Origin of the sequence: Sphingomonas sp. GlSt437, assembly GCF_048015635.2 — a bacterium.
Lineage (GTDB): Bacteria > Pseudomonadota > Alphaproteobacteria > Sphingomonadales > Sphingomonadaceae > Sphingomonas.
In genome coordinates this window covers 535,320-557,811 of record NZ_JBPGYA010000001.1, presented here as the reverse complement: position 1 = coordinate 557,811, position 22,492 = coordinate 535,320, and the positions used below count along the sequence as shown (strand labels likewise).

The 22,492-nt window shown below is 64.9% G+C and carries 20 protein-coding genes; 10 read left to right on the top strand and 10 right to left on the bottom strand.

The window, feature by feature from the left end; genetic code table 11:
* Positions 1-87: 87 nt before the first annotated feature.
* From ACLB0R_RS02975 to ACLB0R_RS02950, 6 genes are all read left to right on the top strand, one after another.
* Positions 88-882, top strand: coding sequence for a thymidylate synthase (locus tag ACLB0R_RS02975; protein ID WP_416641861.1), 795 nt, complete (start codon positions 88-90; stop codon positions 880-882).
* A gap of 6 nt (positions 883-888) precedes the next feature.
* Complete coding sequence (locus ACLB0R_RS02970) at positions 889-1,356, top strand: dihydrofolate reductase (RefSeq protein ID WP_416641860.1); 468 nt, start codon at positions 889-891, stop codon at positions 1,354-1,356.
* Positions 1,357-1,624: 268 nt separating this feature from the next.
* Entirely contained in the window at positions 1,625-2,557 is a 933-nt protein-coding gene (locus ACLB0R_RS02965; RefSeq protein WP_416641859.1) for a bifunctional riboflavin kinase/FAD synthetase, read from the top strand.
* Positions 2,557-5,766, top strand: coding sequence for an isoleucine--tRNA ligase (locus tag ACLB0R_RS02960; protein WP_416641858.1), 3,210 nt, complete (start codon positions 2,557-2,559; stop codon positions 5,764-5,766). Before ACLB0R_RS02965 ends, ACLB0R_RS02960 begins: the two co-directional genes overlap by 1 nt.
* Positions 5,766-6,296: a signal peptidase II gene (gene lspA / locus ACLB0R_RS02955; protein WP_416643083.1), complete on the top strand. Its 531-nt coding sequence runs from the start codon at positions 5,766-5,768 to the stop codon at positions 6,294-6,296. Before ACLB0R_RS02960 ends, lspA begins: the two co-directional genes overlap by 1 nt.
* Complete coding sequence (locus ACLB0R_RS02950) at positions 6,289-6,705, top strand: DUF3035 domain-containing protein (protein WP_416641857.1); 417 nt, start codon at positions 6,289-6,291, stop codon at positions 6,703-6,705. The genes lspA and ACLB0R_RS02950 overlap by 8 nt, the downstream gene beginning before the upstream one ends.
* A gap of 188 nt (positions 6,706-6,893) precedes the next feature.
* On the opposite strand, the gene ACLB0R_RS02945 is transcribed toward ACLB0R_RS02950, so the two are convergent.
* The 4 genes from ACLB0R_RS02945 to ACLB0R_RS02930 all read right to left on the bottom strand — a co-directional run bounded on the left by ACLB0R_RS02945 (position 6,894) and on the right by ACLB0R_RS02930 (position 11,572).
* A complete protein-coding gene (locus ACLB0R_RS02945) occupies positions 6,894-7,724 on the bottom strand; it encodes a TorF family putative porin (protein WP_416643082.1) in 831 nt (276 codons plus the stop codon).
* Positions 7,725-7,928: 204 nt separating this feature from the next.
* On the bottom strand, positions 7,929-9,137 hold the full coding sequence (metC, locus tag ACLB0R_RS02940) for a cystathionine beta-lyase (protein ID WP_416641856.1): 1,209 nt from the start codon (positions 9,135-9,137) through the stop codon (positions 7,929-7,931).
* A 13-nt stretch (positions 9,138-9,150) separates the two neighbouring features.
* Positions 9,151-9,990, bottom strand: coding sequence for a 3-mercaptopyruvate sulfurtransferase (gene sseA / locus ACLB0R_RS02935; RefSeq protein ID WP_416641855.1), 840 nt, complete (start codon positions 9,988-9,990; stop codon positions 9,151-9,153).
* A gap of 37 nt (positions 9,991-10,027) precedes the next feature.
* Positions 10,028-11,572 (bottom strand): cryptochrome/photolyase family protein, encoded by a 1,545-nt coding sequence (locus ACLB0R_RS02930; protein ID WP_434953691.1) that lies wholly within the window; start codon positions 11,570-11,572, stop codon positions 10,028-10,030.
* 135 nt (positions 11,573-11,707) lie between these two features.
* On the opposite strand from ACLB0R_RS02930, the gene queF reads away from it, so the two are divergent.
* Entirely contained in the window at positions 11,708-12,154 is a 447-nt protein-coding gene (queF, locus tag ACLB0R_RS02925; protein ID WP_416641854.1) for a preQ(1) synthase, read from the top strand.
* A gap of 1 nt (position 12,155) precedes the next feature.
* Here queF and ACLB0R_RS02920 read toward each other — a convergent pair whose 3' ends face one another.
* Positions 12,156-14,114 carry an OPT family oligopeptide transporter gene (locus tag ACLB0R_RS02920; protein ID WP_416641853.1) on the bottom strand — a complete coding sequence of 653 codons (1,959 nt, stop codon included), beginning with the start codon at positions 14,112-14,114 and terminating at the stop codon, positions 12,156-12,158.
* Between the two features lie 93 nt (positions 14,115-14,207).
* On the opposite strand from ACLB0R_RS02920, the gene ACLB0R_RS02915 reads away from it, so the two are divergent.
* Both ACLB0R_RS02915 and ACLB0R_RS02910 read left to right on the top strand, forming a co-directional pair.
* Positions 14,208-14,684: a nuclear transport factor 2 family protein gene (locus tag ACLB0R_RS02915; protein ID WP_416641852.1), complete on the top strand. Its 477-nt coding sequence runs from the start codon at positions 14,208-14,210 to the stop codon at positions 14,682-14,684.
* 118 nt (positions 14,685-14,802) lie between these two features.
* The gene (locus tag ACLB0R_RS02910) at positions 14,803-15,342 is read left to right on the top strand and encodes a glycine zipper 2TM domain-containing protein (protein WP_416641851.1); all 540 of its coding nucleotides are present in this window, start codon (positions 14,803-14,805) and stop codon (positions 15,340-15,342) included.
* Between the two features lie 67 nt (positions 15,343-15,409).
* On the opposite strand, the gene ACLB0R_RS02905 is transcribed toward ACLB0R_RS02910, so the two are convergent.
* From ACLB0R_RS02905 to hflK, 3 genes are all read right to left on the bottom strand, one after another.
* On the bottom strand, positions 15,410-16,942 hold the full coding sequence (locus ACLB0R_RS02905; protein WP_416641850.1) for a Do family serine endopeptidase: 1,533 nt from the start codon (positions 16,940-16,942) through the stop codon (positions 15,410-15,412).
* A 108-nt stretch (positions 16,943-17,050) separates the two neighbouring features.
* The gene (gene hflC / locus ACLB0R_RS02900; protein ID WP_416641849.1) at positions 17,051-17,926 is read right to left on the bottom strand and encodes a protease modulator HflC; all 876 of its coding nucleotides are present in this window, start codon (positions 17,924-17,926) and stop codon (positions 17,051-17,053) included.
* Positions 17,923-19,044: a protease modulator HflK gene (gene hflK / locus ACLB0R_RS02895; RefSeq protein WP_416641848.1), complete on the bottom strand. Its 1,122-nt coding sequence runs from the start codon at positions 19,042-19,044 to the stop codon at positions 17,923-17,925. The genes hflC and hflK overlap by 4 nt, the downstream gene beginning before the upstream one ends.
* Positions 19,045-19,115: 71 nt before the next feature.
* On the opposite strand from hflK, the gene ACLB0R_RS02890 reads away from it, so the two are divergent.
* Positions 19,116-20,072 carry an Mrp/NBP35 family ATP-binding protein gene (locus ACLB0R_RS02890; protein WP_416641847.1) on the top strand — a complete coding sequence of 319 codons (957 nt, stop codon included), beginning with the start codon at positions 19,116-19,118 and terminating at the stop codon, positions 20,070-20,072.
* A 131-nt stretch (positions 20,073-20,203) separates the two neighbouring features.
* On the opposite strand, the gene ACLB0R_RS02885 is transcribed toward ACLB0R_RS02890, so the two are convergent.
* Positions 20,204-21,496 carry a homoserine dehydrogenase gene (locus tag ACLB0R_RS02885; protein ID WP_416641846.1) on the bottom strand — a complete coding sequence of 431 codons (1,293 nt, stop codon included), beginning with the start codon at positions 21,494-21,496 and terminating at the stop codon, positions 20,204-20,206.
* Positions 21,493-22,446, bottom strand: a complete 954-nt coding sequence (locus ACLB0R_RS02880) for an isopenicillin N synthase family dioxygenase (protein ID WP_416641845.1) — start codon at positions 22,444-22,446, stop codon at positions 21,493-21,495. Before ACLB0R_RS02880 ends, ACLB0R_RS02885 begins: the two co-directional genes overlap by 4 nt.
* Between the last annotated feature and the right edge of the window lie 46 nt (positions 22,447-22,492).

Genomic DNA, 22,492 nt, shown 5'->3' with positions numbered 1-22,492 from the left:
TGAAGTGCGGGCGAGGCGAGATTCATCCACAGCGAAGGTAATTCGGCCGGCTTGGCGCTGAGGTTTCAAGCCGCTAACCCTGCGGCCATGCAGGCTTATCACGACCTTGTCCGCCGCATTCTGGATGATGGCGTCGCGCAGGCGGATCGCACCGGCGTCGGCACGCTCTCGGTGTTCGGCCACCAGATGCGCTTCGATTTGTCGCAAGGCTTTCCGCTGCTTACCACCAAGAAGCTCCACATCCGCTCGATCGTCATCGAGCTGCTCTGGTTCCTCCGCGGCGACACCAATGTCCGCTGGCTGCAGGACCGCAAGGTCAGCATCTGGGACGAATGGGCGGATGAGGCGGGCGATCTCGGCCCGGTCTATGGCAAGCAATGGCGCGATTGGGCGGCCGCGGACGGCCACCATATCGACCAGATTGCCGAGCTAATCGAGCAGATCAAGACTAACCCCGCCTCGCGCCGCCAGATCGTTTCGGCATGGAACCCGGGCGATTTGCACGCGATGGCGCTGGCGCCGTGCCATTGCCTGTTCCAGACGCACGTTGCCAATGGCCGGCTGTCGCTGCAGCTCTACCAGCGATCGGCGGACGTGTTCCTCGGCGTGCCGTTCAACATCGCGAGCTATGCGCTACTGACGCACATGCTGGCGCAGCAATGCGGGCTGGAGGTTGGCGATTTCGTTTGGACGGGCGGCGATTGCCACCTCTACTCCAACCACTTGGAGCAGGCGCGACTGTTGCTGACGCGCACGCCAGGGCCATTGCCGCGCCTCGAAATCCTGCGCAGGCCGCCCGCGATCGACGCGTACGAGTATGAGGATTTCGCCATCCACGATTATGTCGCGCAGCCGCACATCCCGGCGCCGGTGGCGGTCTGATCGGGCGTGATCTCGCTGCATCTGGCGCGCGCGGACAATGGCGTGATCGGGCGCGACGGCGCGCTGCCCTGGCATCTTCCTGCCGACCTGAAGCGCTTCAAGGCGCAGACGCTGGGCCGGCCAATGATCATGGGGCGCAAAACGTTCGAGAGCTTGCCGGGGCTGCTGCCGGGGCGGCGGCACATCGTGCTGACGCGCGATCCGCAGTGGCAAGCGGCGGGAGCAGAAGTGGCAACGACGGTCGAGGCAGCGTTAAATCTGGCAGGCGATGACGCAGCAGTGATCGGCGGCGCCGAAATCTTCGCGCTGTTCCTCGACCTCGCCACCCACATCGAGTTAACCGAAGTCCACGCCGATATAGCGGGCGACGCGATCGTTCCCCCCTTCACCGGCTGGCGCGAAGTGGCGCGCGAGGATTTCGCTGCTGAGGGCGACCGGCCTGCGTACAGCTTTGTGACGCTCAGCCGGGATTGACGTGGTACCCGTGGGCCCAAGGATGTCGCGCCGGAACAGCCGCGCCGCTGTCCTAATGCGCCGCCTGCATTTATGTCGGCGCCACGCTCATTGATATCGTCGACGCCACTCCTTGACCGCTAATGAGTGCTCGATCGCCCGCTTGCGACAACCCCCATGGTCAGTGCGAACATTGGGAACATTCGCCGCGACACGACGGCGCCGCAAAGGGTGCGATGATGGTGCTGCGGTCTAGCGCGCTATCAAAGCTGCCCCTATAGCAGCCGCCATGGAGCGGCTCGATGGCGGCTCGGTGGTGCCCGATGCCTTACGCGGCGGGATCATCGCGCTCGGCAATTTTGACGGGTTTCACCGGGGGCATCAGGCGGTGGTCGGCCGAGCAATCGCGCGGGCTCGCGCCGAGGGGCGCCCCGCGCTGGTCGCGACGTTCGATCCGCACCCGGTGTGCTTCTTCAAGCCCGCCATGCCGCCCTTTCGGCTGACCACGCTCGACCAGCGCCAGGCGCTGTTCGCGAATGCCGGCGCAGACGCGATGATCGTTTTCCACTTCGACGCCGCGCTCGCCGGGCTGACCGCCGAGCAATTCGTCACCGAGCGGCTGCTGGCGATGATCGGCGCTGGCGGGGTGGTGACGGGCGAGGACTTCACCTTCGGCAAGGCGCGCGGCGGCGACGTTCGCGTGCTGGCGGAGCTGGGGCGGCAGCAGGGCTTTTCCGTCGAGACGGTGGGCGCAGTGGCGGATGGCGGCGAGGCGGTGTCGTCCAGCCGCATCCGCGCGCTGCTGAAATCGGGCGACCCGCGTGGTGCGGCGGAATTGCTCACCCGGCCCTTCGCGATCCAGGGCGTTGTCAGCCATGGCGACAAGGTTGGCCGCACCATTGGCTATCCCACCGCCAATATCGATATGGGTCAATATCTCCGCCCGGCCTATGGCATCTACGCGGTGCGCGGCCGGCTGGCTAACGGGCGCGTGCTCGACGGCGCCGCCAATCTCGGCATCCGCCCGACCTTCGATCCGCCCAAGGAATTGCTCGAAGCCTATTTCTTCGATTTCGCCGAGGACTTGTACGGCCAGACGATCGAAGTCGCCCTGATCGAGTATCTGCGCCCCGAAGCAAAGTTCGACAGCCTCGATGGGCTCGTCGCCCAGATGGACGCGGATTGCGCCCAAGCGCGCGAGGTCTTAAGCGCCGCGGGGTAATGACCGACGACACCCCCACCACCCGCGACTGGCGCGACACCGTTTTCCTGCCCAAGACCGACTTCCCGATGAAGGCCGGCCTGCCGCAGAAGGAGCCGGGCATTCTCGCGCGCTGGCTGGAGATGGGGCTGTACGAGCGGCTGCGCGAGGCGCGAAAGGGTCGCGAAAAGTTCATCCTCCACGACGGCCCGCCTTATGCCAATGGCGACATGCATATCGGCCATGCGCTCAACCATATCCTGAAGGACATGGTGTGCCGCACACGCAACCTGATGGGGTTTGACGCGCCCTATGTGCCCGGCTGGGACTGCCACGGCCTGCCGATCGAATGGAAGGTCGAGGAGGAGTACCGCAAGAAAAAGCTCAACAAGGACGAGGTGCCGGCCGACGAGTTCCGCGCCGAATGCCGGGCGTACGCGCAGAAATGGGTCGACACCCAGCGCGAGCAGCTGAAGCGGCTCGGCATCCTGGGCGACTGGGACCACCCGTATCTGACGATGGACTTCGAGGCGGAAGCGACGATCGTTGCCGAGCTGATGAAGTTCGCCGAAAGCGGCCAGCTTTATCGCGGCGCCAAGCCGGTGATGTGGTCGCCGGTTGAAAAAACCGCGCTCGCCGAGGCTGAGGTGGAATATGAGGACATCACCTCGACCCAGATCGACGTGGCGTTCGAGATTGTCGAGGCGCCGAACGCGCCGGAACTGGTCGGCGCGCATGCGGTGATCTGGACGACGACGCCATGGACGATCCCGGTCAACCAGGCGTTGGCTTATGGGCCTGATATTGAATATGTTTTGCTGTCCATCACAGCGGATACCGTTGGCGTTGGTGCGAAGGGCGACAGGCGCGTCAACGAGGTGCTGGCTGCAGCTGGACTGCCGTTCCATACCAATGGCATTTCCAAGTTTCTCGTTGCAAAAAACTTGGTAACTTCGTTCGCTGATCGTCTAAACAAGGCTGCGAAGGCGCTCGATTTCGGTGAAGTCGGTTCGCCCTCACTTCAAGAGTACATAGATCCCTGGTCGGATTTTGATCAGCTGATCCGAGGCGCGCAACTCGCTGGCGCGAAGGCGCTGCATCCGATGGCCAAATTCTTCCGTCACCCCGGCGAAAGCCGGGGTCCAGGAAGCCCCATGGGCGATGTCAGCGGAGGCGCGGTGGACCCCGGCCTTCGCCGGGGTGACGGTGGAGATGCAGATGACGCTGCACGCGAGCAGGGCACAGGCCCCCACATCGACCCAACCTCCCCCCTCGCCGAATTCTTTCTCCGCCCGCGCCCCTTCCTGCCCGGCGATTTCGTCACCACCGATGCCGGCACCGGCCTCGTCCACATGGCGCCCGATCATGGCGAGGACGATTTCGAGCTGTGCAAGGCGCACGGGCTAAACCCCGTCTTCGCGGTCGAGGCGGATGGCCGCTACCGCGCCGATTGGGCGTGGCTGGGCGGGCAGGGCAGCGTCATCAACGCGAAGTTCGTTGGCGCTGATGGGCCGATCTGCACGGACTTGCGCGCGGCGGGCGCACTGCTCGCCGCCTCGGACGATTTCCGCCACAGCTACCCGCATAGCTGGCGGTCGAAAGCCAAGGTTATCTTCCGCTGCACGCCGCAATGGTTCGTGCCGATGGACCGGCCCATGCCACGCGTTGGCCTCGATCCTACTTGGACCGAGGAAGGTGAACGGGCCGGTTATGAAGGGCTATTCCCTGACACCACTCTTCGTTCTTTGGCGAATCAAGCGCTCGACAACACCCGCTTCTACCCCGAAAAGGGCCGCAACCGCATCGGTGCGATGGTCGAGGGGCGGCCCGATTGGGTGCTCAGCCGCCAGCGCGCCTGGGGCGTGCCGATCACCTTGTTCGTTGATCGCAAGACGGGTGACTATCTGGTCGACGCCGAGGTCAATGCCCGCATCGTAAGCGCCATCCGCACGGGCGGCGTCGATGCATGGCGCGACGACCGCGCGCAGGAATATCTTGGGCAGACCTACCGCGCCGAGGATTATGAGCGCATCACCGACATCTTGGACGTCTGGTTCGACAGCGGCTGCACCCATGCTTTCGTGCTCGAAAGCGGCCGCTGGCCCGATCTGCAATGGCCGGCGAACCTGTATCTCGAAGGCTCCGACCAGCATCGCGGCTGGTTCCAGTCGTCCTTGCTCGAAAGCTGCGGCACGCGCGGGCGGGCGCCTTATGACGCGATCCTGACCCACGGCTTCACGATGGACGCCAAGGGCATGAAAATGTCCAAGAGCCTTGGCAACACGATCAACCCGCTCGACCTGATGCGCGATTATGGCGCGGATATCCTGCGGCTCTGGGCGCTGTCGGTCGATTTCACCGAGGATCACCGCATCGGCAAGGAAATCCTGGCCGGCGTGGCGGACCAGTATCGCAAGCTGCGCAATACCTTCCGCTATCTGCTCGGCGCGCTTGACGGTTTTACCGAGGCGGAGAAGGTGGCGCCGGCCGACATGCCCGAGCTGGAGCGCTACATGCTCCATCTGCTGGCCGAGTTGGACGGCAAGCTGAAGCTGGCGGCCGAGGGATATGATTTCAACAGCTATACCCGTCTGATCGCGGATTTCTGCAACAACGACTTGTCGGCTTTCTATTTCGATATCCGCAAGGACAGCCTCTATTGCGACGCGCCGACGAGCACGAAGCGTCGGTCGTGCCGCACGGTGATGGACACGCTGTTCCACGCGCTGGTGCGGTATGCTGCGCCGGTCCTGGTGTTCACTACGGAAGAAGTGTGGGCGAGCCGGTTTGGGGGCGAGGCGGGGAGCGTGCATTTGCTGGAGTGGCCGCATCTCCCCATCCGTCACCCCGGCGAAAGCCGGGGTCCCGCTTCCTCTTCTCCGGGCGAAAAGAGCGGGACCCCGGATCAAGTCCGGGGTGACGACCTGACAGAAAAATGGGAAGCAGTCCGTGCACTGCGCGAGCAAGTTAATGCTGGGATCGAAGTCTTGCGGCGCGATAAAGTCCTTGGTTCGAGCCTGGAGGCTGACGTTTTTGTCGGAACAATGCCGATGGCTCCATCCGATCTCTCGGAAGCTTTTATTGTGGCGTCAGTATCAAGCGGTGATGGGGTAAGGGTTCAGCGGACGGACAAGCACAAATGCGGCCGCTGCTGGCGGTACCTCCCCGAGGTCACCGAAGACGGCGCCCTGTGCGATCGCTGCGCGGATGTGGTAGGGGCGCACGCATGATGCGTTTCCGCCCCATCGGCTTCATCGTCGCCGCGCTGGTTTTCGTCGCCGATCAGGCGGCGAAATATGGGATTACCGAGGTGCTCAATCTCGATGATCTCGGCGGTGTCCGCACCGTCACCAGCTTTTTCCAGCTCCGCTTCCTGCCCAATGACGGCGTCTCGCTCAATCTGCTGCCGGCGCATAGCGACGCGGGCCGCTGGGCGCTGGTTGCGCTGACCGCGGCGATCGCCGGCGGCGTGCTGGCGTGGATGCTGCGCGAAACCAAGCGGCAGGAGCTGATCGGTCTCGGCATGGTGCTGGGCGGCGCGCTTGGCAACATTCTCGATCGGGTACGGCTCGGCTATGTCGTCGATTTCGCCGATCTGCATTTTGGCGAGTGGCGGCCGTTTTTGGTCTTCAATGTCGCCGATGCGGCGATTACGATAGGGGTTCTTGTGTTGCTCGCTGGCGCTCTGCTGACTCGCGACAAGCACGCGGACGGCGGCGATGCCACCGATCCGGACACGGTGGAGACGTTGAATGAGTAAACTGATGACTGCCGCGCTGGGCCTCGGCCTCGCCTCGATGTTGGCTGGCTGCGGTGGATCGGGCCTGCACCGGGTGCGGCCTGACGAATTCGCGGTGGCGCGCCAGGCGCCGCTCGTCATCCCGCCCGATTATTCGCTGGTCCCGCCCAAGCCCGGCGCCGCGCGCCCGCAGGACAGCAACCCCAATGCGCTGACGTTGCAGGCGCTGTTTGGCGGTACCGCGCCCAAGAGCGCTGGTGAAGCAGCAACTCTTAACGCGGCGGGCACCGATTCGGCGGAAGCCGGCATTCGCTCGACCGTGGGTGACGGCAAGACCACCGTGGTCGACAAGGGCACTGCGACGCGCGACATTATCGCCGCGCCCGAAGGCGACGGCCAGAGCGCGACGACGAATATCCCGTCCAACTGATTCTCTGGGGCAAGCAAATCAAAAGGGCCCGGTTTGCTGCCGGGCCCTTTTTGTTTCTAGTGTAAGCCGATCGACTTTACCGTCACCCCGGGCTCGACCCGGGGTCCCGCTTCTTTACGGCGCTCGATTAAGCGGGACCCCGGCTCAAGGCCGGGGTGACGGTAGGTTCTGAAGTCGGTCGGCCAAAATCAGAACGATGCGGTGATCGACCCGACCGCGCCTGAGCTCGAAGCATTCTTCCCCGACGGCGTCAGGAAGCGGGCATCGGTGTCGACATAACTGATGCCGAAGGTGAGCGCTTTCCAGGTATAGGTCGCGCCCAGGTTCCAGTCGGTATAGCCTTTCTTGCCGGTCGCGTCGGTCGCGAGCCAGCTCGGGCCGAACGAATGCGCGATATGGGCTGTCAGGCTGACCGGCGTCTTGGGCACCGCGAGCGTGAAGTCGCCGGCGAGATAGACATTGTCCTTCTTCGGCCCGACCTGGTTGAGCGCAAGCGGCTTCTGCTTGAACGCATAATTCACCGTCGCCTTAGCCGTCAGCGGGCCAAAGGTGTGCGACACGTCGAAATATGGCTCGGCAAAGTCGGAGCTGGTGGGGTCACCGGCCAGCTTGGTCTTCGGGTAGACGTAATAAAGCAGGCCGATGTCGAAGGTCGTGCCGCTGAACGTCTTCTTGTAGCCGCCGATCAGGTCCATCTCGACGCTTGCCTGGCCGGCGGTGGTGCCATGGAGATAATCGCCCGCTGCGGTCACATAGCCATGCACCGACGAGGCCCAAATCGAAGCATAAAAGCCCGACTTGTGGGTGACGGTGATCGAGCCCTGCACCGCGAAATTCTTGTCGGTCTGCGACACGCCGCGGAAGCGATAGTCGCTGACAATGGCAGCGGTGCCGTTGATCGTGATCGCCGGCGGCGGTGCGGTCGGCCCGGCGGGCGCGGCATCGTCGGCAAGTGCCGGCGTCGCGGCGGCGGCGGCGACGAGCACGAGCCCGCCGCGAAGATAATTGGAGAAGCGCATCATATCCCTTTCCCTAACTAGGAATGCGTCCCCGCCTGCTTATGTTGGTCGCGGTGGTGTGTTGCTGGTTTTCCCGCACCTTCGACCTAACGCTCCCAATCTGCGCGAACATGCTGCGTCGCACAACAACAATCGTGCCCACGTCGATCAGCGGGGGCAAGGATGTTGCGCTCCCGCAACACTGCCATAGCAATTGACACGGGTTCAGCCGCGCGCTGCAGCGAAACGGGCAAGGCCGGCAGCGAGATCGGCAATCAGATCGTCGGTATCCTCGAGGCCGATCTGGAGGCGCACGACAGGCCCTGCGAACTGCGGTGTGGTCGCGCTGCGATAGCGTTGGGGGTCGACCGGCACCGCCAGGCTTTCATAACCGCCCCAGCTATAGCCGATGCCGAACAGCTCGAGCCCGTCGATCAGCGCCGCGCGCGACGCTTCATCGCCGCCGTTGAGGGCGAAGGAAAACAGGCCGGACGATCCTTTGAAGTCGCGCTTGAACGTCTCGTGTCCCGGGCAGTCGGGCAAAGCGGGGTGGAGGACGTGTGCCACTTCGGGCTGCTCGGCGAGCCAATGCGCAATCTTGAGCGCGGAAATCTCATGCTGCCGCAACCGCACCGCCATGGTCCGCAAGCCGCGCGCGCCGAGATACGCATCATCGGGACTGACGCACTGTCCCAATTGGAAGCTCGTCCGGCGCAGCGCCTCAAACCGGCCGGGGCCTGCGGTCGCCGACCCGAGCATCGCGTCCGAATGCCCGACGACATATTTGGTGCACGCCACGATCGACAGGTCGATGCCTTTCTCGATCGCGGGGAACAGCAGCGGCGTCGCCCAGGTATTGTCGAGCAAGGTCGCGATGCCGCGGGCCTTGGCGACCGCAACGATCGCCGGGATATCCGCGACTTCGAAGGTCAGGCTGCCGGGCGCTTCAAGGAAGATCGCGCGTGTCTTCTCGGTAATCAGCTCGGCGATGCCGGCGCCGATCATCGGGTCGAAGAAGCGCGTGGTGATGCCCATGCGCTTGAGCAGGCCGGTCGCGAGCCCGCGCGTCGGGTCATAGCAATTGTCGATCAGCAGCAGCTCGTCGCCGGCATCGAGCACGCTGAGCAGCGCTGCAGCGATCGCAGCGACGCCTGAGGGGTAGAGAAACGTCCCCTCGGCACCCGGTTCCAGCTCGTTGAGCGCATCCGCCAGCGACCATTGCGTCGGCGTACCGCGCCGGCCGTAGAACAGCTTGTGGTGCGTATCGCCCCGCGCGGTGACGCGCATATCGGCGACCGAATCGTAGAGGATCGTGGACGCGCGCCAGACGGGCACATTGACGATGCCTTGCGTCCATTCGTCGCGCCGCCCTGCAGTAACGACGCGGGTGGCGGGCGCGCGCTTGCCGCTGTCGTCGCTGCCGCTCAACGCCATCGCCCGGCCGGTGTCACGCCGGACCCATTGCCTTGGGGGTCGACAAGTCGGCGCCCCATTCGGACCAGCTGCCGTCATACAGCGCCGCATTGGCGCCGAGCAGATGCGCGCCGAACACTAGCACGGCCGCAGTGATACCCGATCCGCACGTGGCGACGACAGGCTTCGAGAGGTCGATGCCGGCCGCGTCGTACACCGCCTTCAAGGCGTCGCCGCGCTTCCAGGTGCCATCGTCGTTGAACAGCGTGCCATAGGGGATGTTCTTGCTGCCCGGGATGTGGCCCGGCATCGTCGCCGGGCGGGGATCGGGCTCGGTGCCCTCGAACCGCGCCTTGCTGCGCGCATCCATCACCTGCTCGGCGCCCGAGGCCACGTTCGCCTTCATCTGATCGAGCGAGCGGACGCCGCTGTCGTCAGCCCAAACGGTGAAGTGGCGATGGCGCAAGCTTTCTTTGCCGCTGGCAAGCGCGCGGCGCTCGGCCTGCCATTTGGCGAGGCCGCCATCGAGAATCGCGACATCATGCGCGCCAAAGGTCCGCAGCATCCACCACGCGCGCGCAGCGGTGTGATAGGGCGAATTGTCGTAGATCACGATGCGGCTGCCATCGCCCAGGCCGAGCGACTGCATGCGGCTGGCGAATTTCTCGGGGCTCGGCAGCATCGTTGGCAGCGGATTGTTGAGATCGGCGATCTCGGCCAGGTCCATGAACACTGCGCCCGGAATGTGCGCCGCTTCATATTGGGCGGCCGCATTGCGGCTGGTGTCGGTCGCGAAGAAAGTGGCGTCGACCACGCGCAGATCGGGGGCGGAAAGTTCCTGCGCCAGCCATTCGGTGGTCACCAACGCGTCCATGTATCGCCTCCGTCGCGAGTCTTGTCTGGAGGTGTCCCTAGCCGCCTGCCGCGCCGCCGTCGAGACGGGTGAGAAACGCGGCGGCGGAGGCGCGGATATCGGCTTGGGTGGCCGCCTCCATCCGGTCCCAGTTGCGATAGGGCATGGCGAGGCGCTGGTTGCTGCCCAGCTTGACCCGGTTGCGCGCCAGGAAATCCCAATAGAGCGCGTTGAGCGGGCAGGCATTCGGCCCGGTGCGCTGTTTCACATCGTAGCGGCAGTCCCCGCAATAATCGGACATGCGGTTGATGTATGCGCCCGACGCTGCATAGGGCTTGGAGGCGAGCAGCCCGCCATCGCCGAACTGGCTCATACCGAGCGTGTTGGGCAGCTCGACCCATTCATAGGCATCGGCATAGACCGCGAGATACCACAGGTGCAGCGCGTGCGGATCGATGCCGGCGATCAGCGCGAAATTGCCGGTGACCATCAGTCGCTGGATGTGGTGCGCGTAAGCACGCGCGAGGGTGTCGCCGATCGCGTTCTTGAGGCAATTGAGGTCGGTGTCGCCGGTCCAGTAGAAATCGGGGAGCGGGCGTCGAGCGCCCAGCGCATTGCGCGTCGCGTAGTCCGGCCCTTCGCGCCAATAGATGCCGCGGACATATTCGCGCCAGCCAATGATCTGGCGGATGAACCCCTCGGCGGCGTTCAAGGGCACCTTGCCTGCCCGGTACCGCCCGTCGACCTCGCGGCACAGCGCGAGTGGATCGAGCAGGCCCGAATTGATGTAAGGCGAGAGGATCGAATGCCAGAGGAACGGCTCGCCGCTCAGCATCGCGTCCTGATAGTCGCCGAATTGGGGGAGCGCGTGGGTGAAGAAATGGGCTTGCTGGCGAGCGGCATCGGCAGAAGTGACGGCGAAGTCGAAGCTGTCGAGCGTGCCGGGGTTGTCGGGGAAGTGTGCCTCGACCAGCGCGAGCACGTCGCGGGTGATGGCGTTGGGCTGGAAGGACAGGGGGCGCGGCATGGCCAGATCGCGCTTGGCGGGCTTGCGGTTCTCGGCGTCATAATTCCATTGACTGCCGGCGGGTTGATCGCCGTCCATCAGCAGCCCGGTCTTGCGGCGCATCTCGCGGTAGAAATACTCCATCCGCAGCGATTTGCGATCTTTAGCCCAGGCGTCGAACTCGGCGTGGGGGCACAGGAAGCGATCGTCGGCGCGAATTTCGACGGGTACGCCGAACAGCGTCTGCCACGCCTCCAGCATCGCCTGCACGCGCCACTCGCCGGCTTCGGTGACGACGATACGGTCGGGGCTGTGGCGGGCGATGGCGCGGGCAACTTCGCCGGTGAAGCTGCCGCTGTTGTCGGGATCATCCAGCTTGACATAGTCGACCGTCCAGCCGTCGTCGCGCCGCGCCTGCGCATGATGGCGCATCGCCGAGAGGATGTAGGCGAGCTTCTTCTTGTGGTGCCAGACATAGGTCGTCTCGTCGGCCACCTCCATCATGAGTATCACAGTGCCGGCGGGGTCGGCATCGCGCAGCGAAGGCAGATGCATCGACAACTGGTCGCCGAGCACGGGGATTAGCGTCGTCGTCACAGCTTTACCGTCATGCCGGACTTGTTCCGGCATCCACTGGGCGACAAGCAATTCGGCCGCGCGACTCCGGGCGCGATGGACCCCGGAACAAGTCCGGGGTGACGATAATGGAGCCTCGCCCTATATCTTTCCACTATGACACCTAAATTCCTCGGCCAATCGACGCCGTTGCCCGCTTCCCCGGAGGAAGCCGTGCTCGATTACGTGCCCAACCCGCGCCCCGCCACACCGTATTTGGTCCGCTTCACCGCGCCTGAGTTCACGTCGCTCTGCCCGGTGACGGCGCAGCCCGATTTCGCGCATCTGGTGATCGACTATGTGCCAGCGGCGACAATCGTCGAATCGAAGTCGTTGAAGCTGTTCCTCGGCTCATTCCGCAACCACCAGGCTTTCCACGAGGATTGCACCGTCGGCATCGGCGAGAGATTGTTCCGGGAAATGGCGCCGCAATGGCTGCGCATCGGCGGCTATTGGTATCCGCGCGGCGGCATCCCGATCGATGTGTTCTGGCAATCCGGCCCGCCGCCCGAAGGCGTGTGGATTCCGGCGCAGGACGTGCCCGGCTATCGGGGGCGCGGCTGAGCTAGATCGAGGATCGCCGCGCCAGCCGGTAAAGCAGCGCGGTTAGAGCGAGAAACAGAATCGTGCCGCCGATCAGCGGGGCAACGCCAAAGTCTTTGCCGAAAAATGCGAGCGGCGCATCGCTATTGGCGAGCCACACGATCAGCGCGAACATCACGCCCCACAGACTTTCGCCGACGATCATGCCGGTTGCGGTCAGCGTGCCCATGCGCAGTGCGACTTCGGGCTTGGCGCTTTGCTTGGCCCAGCGATCGTAGAACCAGCCGATCACCGACCCCACCACCGTCGGCAAGATGACCGCCATCGGCAGATAAATGCCGAGCGCCACGCCGAGCGGCGGCAAACGGAGCAGCTTCAGCCGCCCCAGCACCTCGTCAAGCGCGATCAGCGCGACGCCGGCAAGCGCGCCCCAGCCGAGCATCGTCCAGTTGGCGTCGCCCGACAGCACGCCTTTCGCCAGCGCCGAGATCAGCCCGGCTTGCGGCGCTGGCAGCGCGTTCGGCCCCGCACCGGGCGCGCCGGCAAAGCCGATGCCGCTGTTGAGCACGTTGAGCACCGGCGGCACGACGATGGAGCCGAACACCACGCCGATGATCAGCGCGACCTGCTGCTTCCACGGTGTCGCGCCGACGAGCTGACCGGTCTTCAAATCCTGGAGGTTGTCGTTGGAAATCGTCGCGACGCCGAAGACGATGCCGGTCACGATCAGCGCATAGGCGATGAGCGCGCTGGTCGCATCGGCGCCGGGATGGCGGCCGAACAGGCCGACGAGCAGCAGCGCCGCGCCAAGCACCGAGAGGATGCCGATGCCCGACACCGGTGAGTTCGACGCGCCGATCAGCCCCGCCATATAGCCGCAAACCGCCGCGATCATCAGCCCCGCGACGAGCACGAAGACCAGCCCGCCGCCGATCAGCGCAACCGCCGATCCGGTCAGCGGTCCGCCGGCGATGACACTCCACAATAGCCAGCCGATCGGCAACATCACGAGCAGGGAGCCGATGAGGACGAGGTTGATCGGAATATCGCGTTCCTGGATCGGCAATGCCTGGCCCGCGTCGCGCGCGGCGCTGGCAGCGAGTGCCGATCGCACGCCGCCGATCACCGGGCCCGCCACGACAAGCAGCGTCCACACCGCCGACACGCCGATCACCCCCGCGCCGAAAAAGCGCACCTGGCTATGGAAGATCGCGTCGATCCACGCGCTGATATCGCCCGGCATCGGCTGCGCAGCGGTCAGCGCCGGCACCAACCCGAACCAGCCGATGACGATGCCGAACCCCATCGCTGCGCCGACCGAAATGCCGACGAGATGGCCGACGCCGAGTAGCGCGAAGGAGAGCTGGCCCGAGACCAAGGTCGCCCCCGATCCGACTCTAAACGCCGTCGTCGCAGTGTCCACCGCGAGCTTGGTCTGCGTCAGGATGGCGAAGCCCGCCGAGGCAAGGCTGTTCCACACGAGCACTTTCAGGCCACGCGCGCTCTCTTCCTCACCCTCGCGCGATCCCGACCCGACGAGCAGCACCTCGGCCGCCGCATGACCCTCGGGATAGGGCAGATCGGTATCGACCACGAGCGCGCGGCGCAGCGGTACCGAGAACATCACGCCCAAGATGCCGCCGGTCATCGTGATCATTGCCGTGGTCAGGAAGGGAAAGCCCTGCCACCAGCCGACCATCACCAGCCCCGGCAGCACGAAGATGATCGCCGCCAGCGTGCCCGCCGCGCTGGCGATGGTCTGGACGATGTTGTTTTCCAGGATCGTCGCGCCCGGCAGCAGCCGCAGGATTGCCATCGAGATGACCGCCGCCGGGATCGAGGTCGCAAAGGTGAGCCCGACCTTCAGCCCGAGATAAATGTTAGCGGCGGTGAACAGCAGGGTGATCACCCCGCCGAGCACTATGCCCCGCAAAGTGAGCTCGGCGACGGGGGCGGATTTGGTGGCAGCGGAAGCAGTCATTGGGTGAGCATGGCACGTCCGTTCCCGCTGCGCCTAGTCCCCAAAGCGACGATGGGCTACAACGCACCGGGATAATCACGGGGGAGAGAAAAGATGAAGCATCGCATGATTCTGTGTGCGACAATCGTGCCTCTGCTGTTGGCGCCGGTGCCTGCTTGCGCTGCTGACCTAGCGGTTGAGGGCGTGATCAACCGCTTTGTCGACGGGTTCAATCATGGCGACCTGAAGGCTGCCGCGGCTACCCATGCCACGCCGGCCCATATCGTTGACGAAGTGCCGCCCTATTCGTGGAGCGGCGCGAAGGCGCTGGCTGACTGGGCAGCGAGCGAGGGCGCCGATGCGAACGCGAGGGGCTTAACCGACCAGCATGTGACGATTAGCACGCCGACTCGCGAAATGATCACGGGCGATCACGCTTATGTCGTCGTACCGGCGGTCTACAGCTTCACGCAGCGCGGCACGAAAATGGCCGAGCAGGCGCAAATCACCTTCGTCCTCGCGCGCGGGGCGGATGGCTGGAAAATCACCGACTGGACCTGGACCGGCCCCAATCCTAGCCCGGTCCGCTGACCTCGCCGGGCCAACCTGATTGTTGCGCACCGCAACCGATCCGGCCGGTCGGGCGTTCAGGCGGGGTTTAGACCCGCCTTGCTCTAAGCGCACATCACCCAATGGGAAGGAGAAGACGATGACCCGTTTCGTTCGTTTGACCGCGCTTGCCGCGCTTGCTGGCACTGCGCTGTCCGCCACGGCAATTGCCCAAACCCCTACCGACGACGCCCGGTTCGATGCGGCGCAACGCCGTTTCCAGAATGAGCTGCGGCTCTTCCAGGAGGAGTTCGCCCGCTATCAGCAAGCGCGCGCCAACACGCCGCGTTACGACAACCGCTACCCTGATCGCGGTTATGACAATCGCGATCCGCGCTATCAGGACGATCGTGACGAGGGCGGCTATGATGCGTCTCGCTATTATCGTGACGGCCCCAATTACCAGGAGCGGGTGCTGACCCCGGATGATCGCATCTATCGCGGCAATGACGGTCGTTATTATTGCCGACGCAATGACGGCACGACGGGCCTTATCATCGGCGCGGTCGGCGGTGGCATTCTCGGCAATGTGATCCAGGGTGGCCATTCGCGCACGGTCGGCACGTTGCTCGGCGGCGGTATCGGCGCGCTGCTCGGCAAGTCCATCGACCAGAACAGCAGCCAGGTCCGCTGCCGCTGATTTGATCTGGATGCAAAAAAGGCCCGCCTGGCGAGTATGCCGGGCGGGCCTTCTTCATTGGCCCAACTTAGTTGATGTGCAGACCGATATAGCGCTTCGGCCCGTTGCCGCGCTGAACGAGCGCCAACACGGCGTCGCGCTTGGCCGCGCGTGCCTGCGCCACCGCGCGAACAACGTCGCCAACGGCCGTCACAGACTGCTGATTGATCGAGCTGATGATGTCGCCGCGTTGCAATCCCTTTTGCCCCGCGTCGCTGGACGGATCGACCGAGACGATGACGACACCCTTAGTATCCTGGGGAACGCTGATTTGCGCCGCGATCTGCGGGGTCAATGACGTCAGTTCCAGGCCAAGCAAATCGCTCATCGCCTTGTTGTCCGACTTGTCCTGATCGGTGGGCTGCGGGTCGCTGCCCTCAGGCGTGCCGAGCTTGGCGAGCGCATCTTCTGACGGGCGCGTGCCGGCGGTGACTGTCAGCGTGACCGGCTTGCCCTGGCGCAGCACGTCAAGGCGGATTGCTGACCCGGGCGCCGTGCGCGCGGTGATGTAGCTTACCGTCGCGTCCTGGTTGACCGCTTGGCCGTTAACGCGGACGATGATGTCGCCTGGCTTGACGCCAGCCTTGTCGGCCGGTTGGCCGGCAACGACCGATTGGACGATTTCGCCTTCATTTTTCTTTAGACCAACCGCGCTCGCCCCGTCTTCGTCGAGCGGCGAAAGTTGCACGCCCAGATAGCCGCGCTTGACCGATTGACCCTTCATCAGCGTGTCGATCACAGGCTTGGCTTGTTCTGACGGGATCGCGAAGCCGATGCCGACACTGCCCTGGCTCGGCGTGTAAATCTGCGAATTGATGCCGATCACATTGCCGCTCAGGTCGAACATCGGGCCGCCCGAATTGCCCTGATTGATCGCCGCATCGGTCTGGATGAAGCGCTCATTGCCGCCCAGGTCCGTCGCGCGGTGCAGCGCGGAGACGATGCCGGCGGTCACGGTCGAACCAATGCCGAACGGGTTGCCGATCGCGACGATCCAGTCGCCGACGCGCGCCTTGGTCGAATCGCCCCAGCGAACGAACGGCAGGTTGGTCGCGCCGATCTTGAGCAGCGCCAGGTCCGATGCCTGGTCGCGGCCGACGAGTTTGGCCTGATATTCCTTGCCGTCGGTCAGCGTCACCGTGATCGAGTCGACCGTCGCGCCCTCGGCGCCGGGGGCAACGACGTGGTTGTTGGTGACGACATAGCCGTCAGGCGAGATGATGAAGCCCGAGCCGAGCGATTGCGCGCGCTGGGTGATTGGTCGCCCATCGCTGCTGCCGCCTTGGCCGCCATTGAAGAATTGTTCGAACGGCGTGCCCGCGAACGGATTGGTCGGCGCACGGACCTTCAGGCTCTGCTTGGTCGAGATATTGACGACGGCCGGCTGCAGCCGGGCGACCAGATCGGCAAAGCTGAGCGGCGCGCCCGCTCGCGGCGCGAGGCTGGCCATCGCCGCAGGATCGTTCTGCGCGGTCTGCGCGCCCGCGATCGGGCTGAGCGTCAGGGTCGCTGCGGTGGCGCTGAGGATCAGCGCACCGGTTAGGGCATAGGCGTAGCGCACGTTATGACGTTCCTCTCAATGAATTTGGCCTCTCAACGAATTTGGTCGAGCCAAGTTGCCCCGTTTATGCGGCGCAATGCTGAACGGTGATTGAATATGAACGGATCGTCAGCGTTGGCGCCCCTGAAATTGTCTGAGATAGTCGCTATTGGGTGACAGGATGATGTTGGTGTCGCCCGGCGGGTTGGTGCCATCCGCGCCGAACGTCGTCCGGTAGGACTGCATGGCGCGGTAAAAATCGTAGAATTGCGGGTCTTTGTTGAAGCTTTCCGCATAAATGCGCGAGGCATCCGCATCGGCTTGCGCCTGGATGATCTGCGCGTTCTTCAACCCCTGCGCGCGGATCGTTGCGGCCTGCTGCTGGCGGGCGCTCTTCATCCGGGCGAGCGCGCTTTGCAGCGGGCTGCCGTCGGGCAGATCGGCATGGCGGATGCGCACATCGACGATCTGCACGCCATATTGCGCTGCCTTGGCCTGGAGGCCGGACTGGATGTGGTGCATCACCAGACCGCGCTCGGGGCTCAGCAATTCCGCGAAATGGCGCTTGCCGAGCTCGTTGCGGAGTGCCGAGGCGAGGAGCGGGCTTAACTGGTCGGCAACGCGCTGCTCGGTCGATGCCGTGCTGCCGGTCGACAGCGCCGCTTTCAGCGGATCTACGATGCGAAAGCGGGCATAGGCATCGACCACCAAACGGTCTTGATCGACTGATTGCACCGTCTGATTATCAAGATCGACATCGAGCACGCGCTTGTCGATCCAGATGATCTTGTCGGCAATCGGAATGCGCCAGTGGAGGCCAGCCTCGGTCGTGCCAAAGGGCTGGCCGGGATGCCAAGCATTGATCGTATCGTAGGGCTGTTCAAAGCGTAGAATGACGGCCTGTTTGGTCTCGGGCACGATTACCGTCGCCATAGCAGCGATGATCAACAGGACGAGGCTGACGATCCCGATCGCGACAGGATTGCGGAGTAGCGCGTTGTTCATTGTGCGCCTCCTGCCTGCGGTGCGGGCAGTACCCGGGCCTTGGTCCCGCCGAGGGGCAGATAGGGCACGACGCCCGGCGCTTCGACGATCGTCTTGTTGGTGTTGGCGAGCACTTTTTCCATCGTCTCGTAATACATGCGGCGGCGTGTGACTTCCGGCGCGGCCTTGTATTGCTCATAGGCGAGGTCGAACTTCTTCGCTTCGCCTTGCGCCTGCGCGATCACTTGCTGCGCATAAGTGCTGGCGCGGTTGCTATTGGCCACCGCTTCCTGCTGAGCCGCGATAACCTTCTTGAAATCCTCGATCACATCGGCCGGCGGATCGGCCTGCTTGATCGACACGCCGATCACGCGGACGCCGGCGTGATAGCGATCGAGCACGGCCTGCATCTGGTCCTGCACGCGCTGCTCGATGTCGTTGCGGCCCTTGCTGATCACGTCGTCAAAAGTGACGGTGGCGATCACCGCGCGCATCGCGCTTTCCGCGGTCGCGCGAACCGTCTCGGTCGGCTGGGCGATCTGGTAGAGATAATCCTGCGGATTGCTGATGTTCCACCGCACCGCATAAGCAAGATCGATGATGTTCTGGTCGCCGGTCAGCATCAGATTCTGGCTGCCGCCGGCCTTGGGGAAATCATCGACGTGGGTTTGCTGGACGTCGAGCTTGGTGACGGTCTGGATGGGGGCCGGCAGCGTTACGCTGATACCCGGATCGAGCGTGCCGGAGTAACGGCCGAACGACGCGATCACGCCCTGCTGCTGCGGTGCGATCACATGAAAGCAGGTGAAGACCAGCCACAACGCGATGATAAGGCCCGCGCCGATCAGCCCCAGATTGCGTGGGGCGCGGCCGCCGGGAAAGCGTGGCAACCCGCCACCGGGACCACCGCCATTGCCGCCACCGCGCGCGCGGCGGATGAATTCGTCGAGCGCGCTCGGCTTGGGGTTGCGCTTGCCGCCCGGCGGCACTTCCCAGGGATTGCGCGGCCCGCCATCGCCGCCATTGCCACCGCTGCCGCCGCCATCGCCCCAGGGATTACGGGGCTTTTCGTTGAACAGAGCGGAGAAGGGGCTGGGCAGGGCCGCAAGGCGTTCTCGCCACGCAGAAGATATCATCATGCCTTCCTTTATAGGCGCGCCGCATCGGAAAAACAGTGGCAAGCGCGCAAAGCCGGCTTATGGGCGGCGCGATGAGCATTGCGGAGAAGGTTGAGGCGGCGGTCGCGGCCGTGGCGGGGGATCGGGCAACGGTCCGGCTTGATGGCGCACGTGCCAATATCGTGCTCGACGTGACCGGGCTCGATGAGGGTGCGCGGGGTGCGCTGGAGCAAGCGGTCGGCGACGCGGCACGGGGCATTGCCGGGCTCGATACGGTGCGCCTTGCCCTCACCAGCCAGCGTATCGCGCGACAGCTGATCGCGGTCGCCAGCGGCAAGGGCGGGGTTGGTAAATCGACCGTTGCGGCCAATCTCGCGATCGGTCTCGCGCAAGCGGGGCGGCGCGTGGGGCTGGTCGATGCCGATATTTACGGTCCTTCGCAGCCCAAGCTGTTCGGGGTCGAAGGCACGCGTCCGACCGCGACCGACAAGATGCTCCACCCGGTGCCGACGCCTTATGGCGTGCCGATCCTGTCGATGGGCCAGCTCGTCGCGGCCGATCAGGCAATTGCGTGGCGGGGGCCGATGGCGGCAGGGGCGCTCGGCCAATTGGTCGAAGCCGATTGGGGCGCGGCGGACACGCTGGTGCTCGATCTGCCGCCGGGCACGGGCGACGTCCAGCTGACGATGGTACAGAAATACAAGCCGGCGGGCGCGGTGATCGTTTCGACGCCGCAGGACCTGGCCCTGATCGACGCCAAACGTGCGATCGATTTATTCCAGAAAGCCGGCGTGCCGATTATCGGCCTTGTCGAGAATATGGCGGGCTATCAATGCCCGCATTGCGGCGAGGTCTCCGATCCGTTCGGGCACGGCGGTGTGGAAGCGGCGGCGGCGGCGCTGGGGATTGACTTCCTCGGCCGCATTCCGCTCGCGATGGCGATCCGTGAGGCGAGCGATGCGGGCACGCCGCCGATCGTGACTGGCGGCGCGGACGCGCTGGCGTTTCAGGGTGTCGTGGCGCGAGTGGGGGATTGGCTGGAGCGGTAAGCTCGCAGAAGTCTTGCCTATCGCTCGTCACCCCGGGCTTGACCCGGGGTCCAGCTTCTTCTTCTTTCGGCAGTGAAGGTGGCGGGACCCCGGCTCAAGGCCGGGGTGACGGCTGCAGAGAGGTTGGAGGTTCACCCCAACAGCGGCATCCATAACGGCGCGCCCGTCAGGCTGGCCGAACCGTTGAGCGCCGCCAGCGCCTTCGCGATCGCCCGCTCGGGCCCCTCATGCGTCACGATTGCCACTGGCACGCTGCCATCGGCCATCGCCCCGCGCTGCATCAGGCTTTCGATAGAGACGCCGGCATCGCGCATTGCGGCGGCGATCTCGGCGAGCACGCCGACCTTGTCGGCCACGGTGAAGCGCAGATAGGCGCGACCCTGCTTGTCTCCAGTGTCCGCGGCGGGAAGTGCGGTGAGCGCGGCGGCGGGCATGGCGTAAGCCGAACCAAATTCGCCGCGCGCGATGTCGATCAGGTCGGCGACGACGGCGCTCGCGGTCGGGCCATCGCCGGCGCCGGCGCCTTGGAACAGCAGCCGCCCGACGAAATTGCCTTCCGCCACGACGGCGTTGGTCGCTCCGGTCACATGGGCGAGCGGGTGGGCCATCGGCAAGAGATGCGGCTGCACGCGCTGCACCAGCCCGGCCTCGTCAGCTTCCGCCAGCCCCAACAGGCGGATGCGATAGCCGAGCGCCGCCGCCTCGGCGATGTCGGTGGCGAGGATCGGGCGGATGCCCTGGATGGCGACGTCGGCAAAGGCGGGTTGGGTGCCGAAGGCGATGCTTGCGAGGATCGAGAGCTTGTGTGCGGCATCGACGCCGTCGATATCGAAGCTGGGATCGGCCTCGGCGAAGCCTAATGCCTGCGCCTCGCTCAACACGTCGGCGAAGTCGCGCCCTTCCGCTTCCATCTTCGAGAGGATGAAATTGCAGGTGCCGTTGAGGATGCCGTAAACGCGGTCGATCCGATTGGCGGCCGCCCCTTCGCGCAGACCTTTGATGACGGGGATGCCGCCCGCAACCGCGGCCTCGAACTTGAGCGCGACATTAGCCTGTTCGGCGGCGCGCGCGAGCTCCAGCCCGTGATGCGCGATCATCGCCTTGTTGGCCGTGACGAGCGCCTTGCCTGTCGCCAGCGTCGCACGGGCGAGCGCCAGCGCGGGTCCATCGCTGCCGCCAACGAGTTCGACCACGACATCGGTGTCGGGGTGCGTCGCCAGACCCACCGTATCGTCGACCCAGTCGAACCGCCCGATATCCACGCTGCGATCCTTGCCGCGATCGCGCGCCGATACGGCGACGATTTCGATCGGCCGCCCTGCGCGCCGCGCGATCAATTCGCGATTGGCGTCGATGAGTCGGATAACGCCGCCGCCGACCGTGCCCAAGCCGGCAAGGGCGATCCGCAATGGCGCAGCGCTCACGCCTTGACCAACCCGATCTCGACCAGCCGCTCATGGAGGTAATCGTGCGCGGTGATCGGCGTGGGATAGCGGTTCGGGTTCGCCGCGCTGATGCAACCCGGTAGCGTTTCGATCAGGAAATCGGGCGCGGGGTGGAGGAAAAACGGCATCGAATAGCGCGACACGCCGCGCCGCTCCGGCGGCGGATTGACGACGCGGTGTGTGGTCGAGGGCAGGACATGATTGGTCAGCCGCTGCAGCATGTCGCCGACGTTCACCACCATCGCGCCTTCGGGCGGCTTGATCGGGAGCCAGCGGCCATCGCGATCGAGCAGTTCCAGCCCGGCTTCCTCGGCGCCGAGCAGCAGGGTGATCAGGTTGATGTCCTCGTGCGCACCGGCGCGGACGCCTTCGGCATCCTCGGCGATCGGCGGATAATGGAGCAGCCGCAGCACCGAATTGCCGTCGGTCACGGCACGGTCGAACCAATTCTTGTCGAGGCCGAGATGAAGCGCGATGGCCGACAGCAGGATGTCGCCGGCGCGATCGAACGCCGTGAACAACTCGAGAAAAGTATCGCGGAAACCCTCGGGCGTGGCGGGCCAGACGTTCGGCGCCATGTCCTTGGCGTAGCGATGGCCAGCGGGCAGCTCGCGGCCGATGTGCCAGAATTCCTTGAGGTCGACCTTCTCGGCGCCCTTGGCGATCTCGGTCTTGAACGGCGTATAGCCGCGCGCACCGCCACCGCCGGTAACGTGATAGGCGCGCTTCTCGTCCTCGGGCAGATCGAACAGCGCGCGCGTCTCGGCCCAGGCGCGCTCGATCAACGGCGCCGGGATGCCGTGATCGGCAACCACCGCGAAGCCGAACCGCTCGAACGAGGCGCCGATCGCGGCGGCAAAACCGGCGGGGTCGTCGGCATTCTGGCGAAGCGACAGCGTCTGCACGCTGGCAAGGGCAGTCTCAAGCATGGCTGGTCCGGCAGTGATGGTTGTCACGCCAGCATTGCGCCGCCCG

What these genes read in the sequence shown, in the direction of transcription:
- ACLB0R_RS02975 (WP_416641861.1), top strand. Translation starts at nt 88, where the DNA reads ATGCAGGCTTATCACGACCTTGTCCGCCGCATTCTGGATGATGGCGTC.
- ACLB0R_RS02965 (WP_416641859.1), top strand. Translation starts at nt 1,625, where the DNA reads ATGGAGCGGCTCGATGGCGGCTCGGTGGTGCCCGATGCCTTACGCGGC.
- ACLB0R_RS02960 (WP_416641858.1), top strand. Translation starts at nt 2,557, where the DNA reads ATGACCGACGACACCCCCACCACCCGCGACTGGCGCGACACCGTTTTC.
- lspA (WP_416643083.1), top strand. Translation starts at nt 5,766, where the DNA reads ATGCGTTTCCGCCCCATCGGCTTCATCGTCGCCGCGCTGGTTTTCGTC.
- ACLB0R_RS02950 (WP_416641857.1), top strand. Translation starts at nt 6,289, where the DNA reads ATGAGTAAACTGATGACTGCCGCGCTGGGCCTCGGCCTCGCCTCGATG.
- ACLB0R_RS02945 (WP_416643082.1), bottom strand. Translation starts at nt 7,724, where the DNA reads ATGCGCTTCTCCAATTATCTTCGCGGCGGGCTCGTGCTCGTCGCCGCC.
- metC (WP_416641856.1), bottom strand. Translation starts at nt 9,137, where the DNA reads ATGGCGTTGAGCGGCAGCGACGACAGCGGCAAGCGCGCGCCCGCCACC.
- sseA (WP_416641855.1), bottom strand. Translation starts at nt 9,990, where the DNA reads ATGGACGCGTTGGTGACCACCGAATGGCTGGCGCAGGAACTTTCCGCC.
- queF (WP_416641854.1), top strand. Translation starts at nt 11,708, where the DNA reads ATGACACCTAAATTCCTCGGCCAATCGACGCCGTTGCCCGCTTCCCCG.
- ACLB0R_RS02920 (WP_416641853.1), bottom strand. Translation starts at nt 14,114, where the DNA reads ATGACTGCTTCCGCTGCCACCAAATCCGCCCCCGTCGCCGAGCTCACT.
- ACLB0R_RS02915 (WP_416641852.1), top strand. Translation starts at nt 14,208, where the DNA reads ATGAAGCATCGCATGATTCTGTGTGCGACAATCGTGCCTCTGCTGTTG.
- ACLB0R_RS02910 (WP_416641851.1), top strand. Translation starts at nt 14,803, where the DNA reads ATGACCCGTTTCGTTCGTTTGACCGCGCTTGCCGCGCTTGCTGGCACT.
- hflC (WP_416641849.1), bottom strand. Translation starts at nt 17,926, where the DNA reads ATGAACAACGCGCTACTCCGCAATCCTGTCGCGATCGGGATCGTCAGC.
- hflK (WP_416641848.1), bottom strand. Translation starts at nt 19,044, where the DNA reads ATGATGATATCTTCTGCGTGGCGAGAACGCCTTGCGGCCCTGCCCAGC.
- ACLB0R_RS02890 (WP_416641847.1), top strand. Translation starts at nt 19,116, where the DNA reads ATGAGCATTGCGGAGAAGGTTGAGGCGGCGGTCGCGGCCGTGGCGGGG.
- ACLB0R_RS02880 (WP_416641845.1), bottom strand. Translation starts at nt 22,446, where the DNA reads ATGCTTGAGACTGCCCTTGCCAGCGTGCAGACGCTGTCGCTTCGCCAG.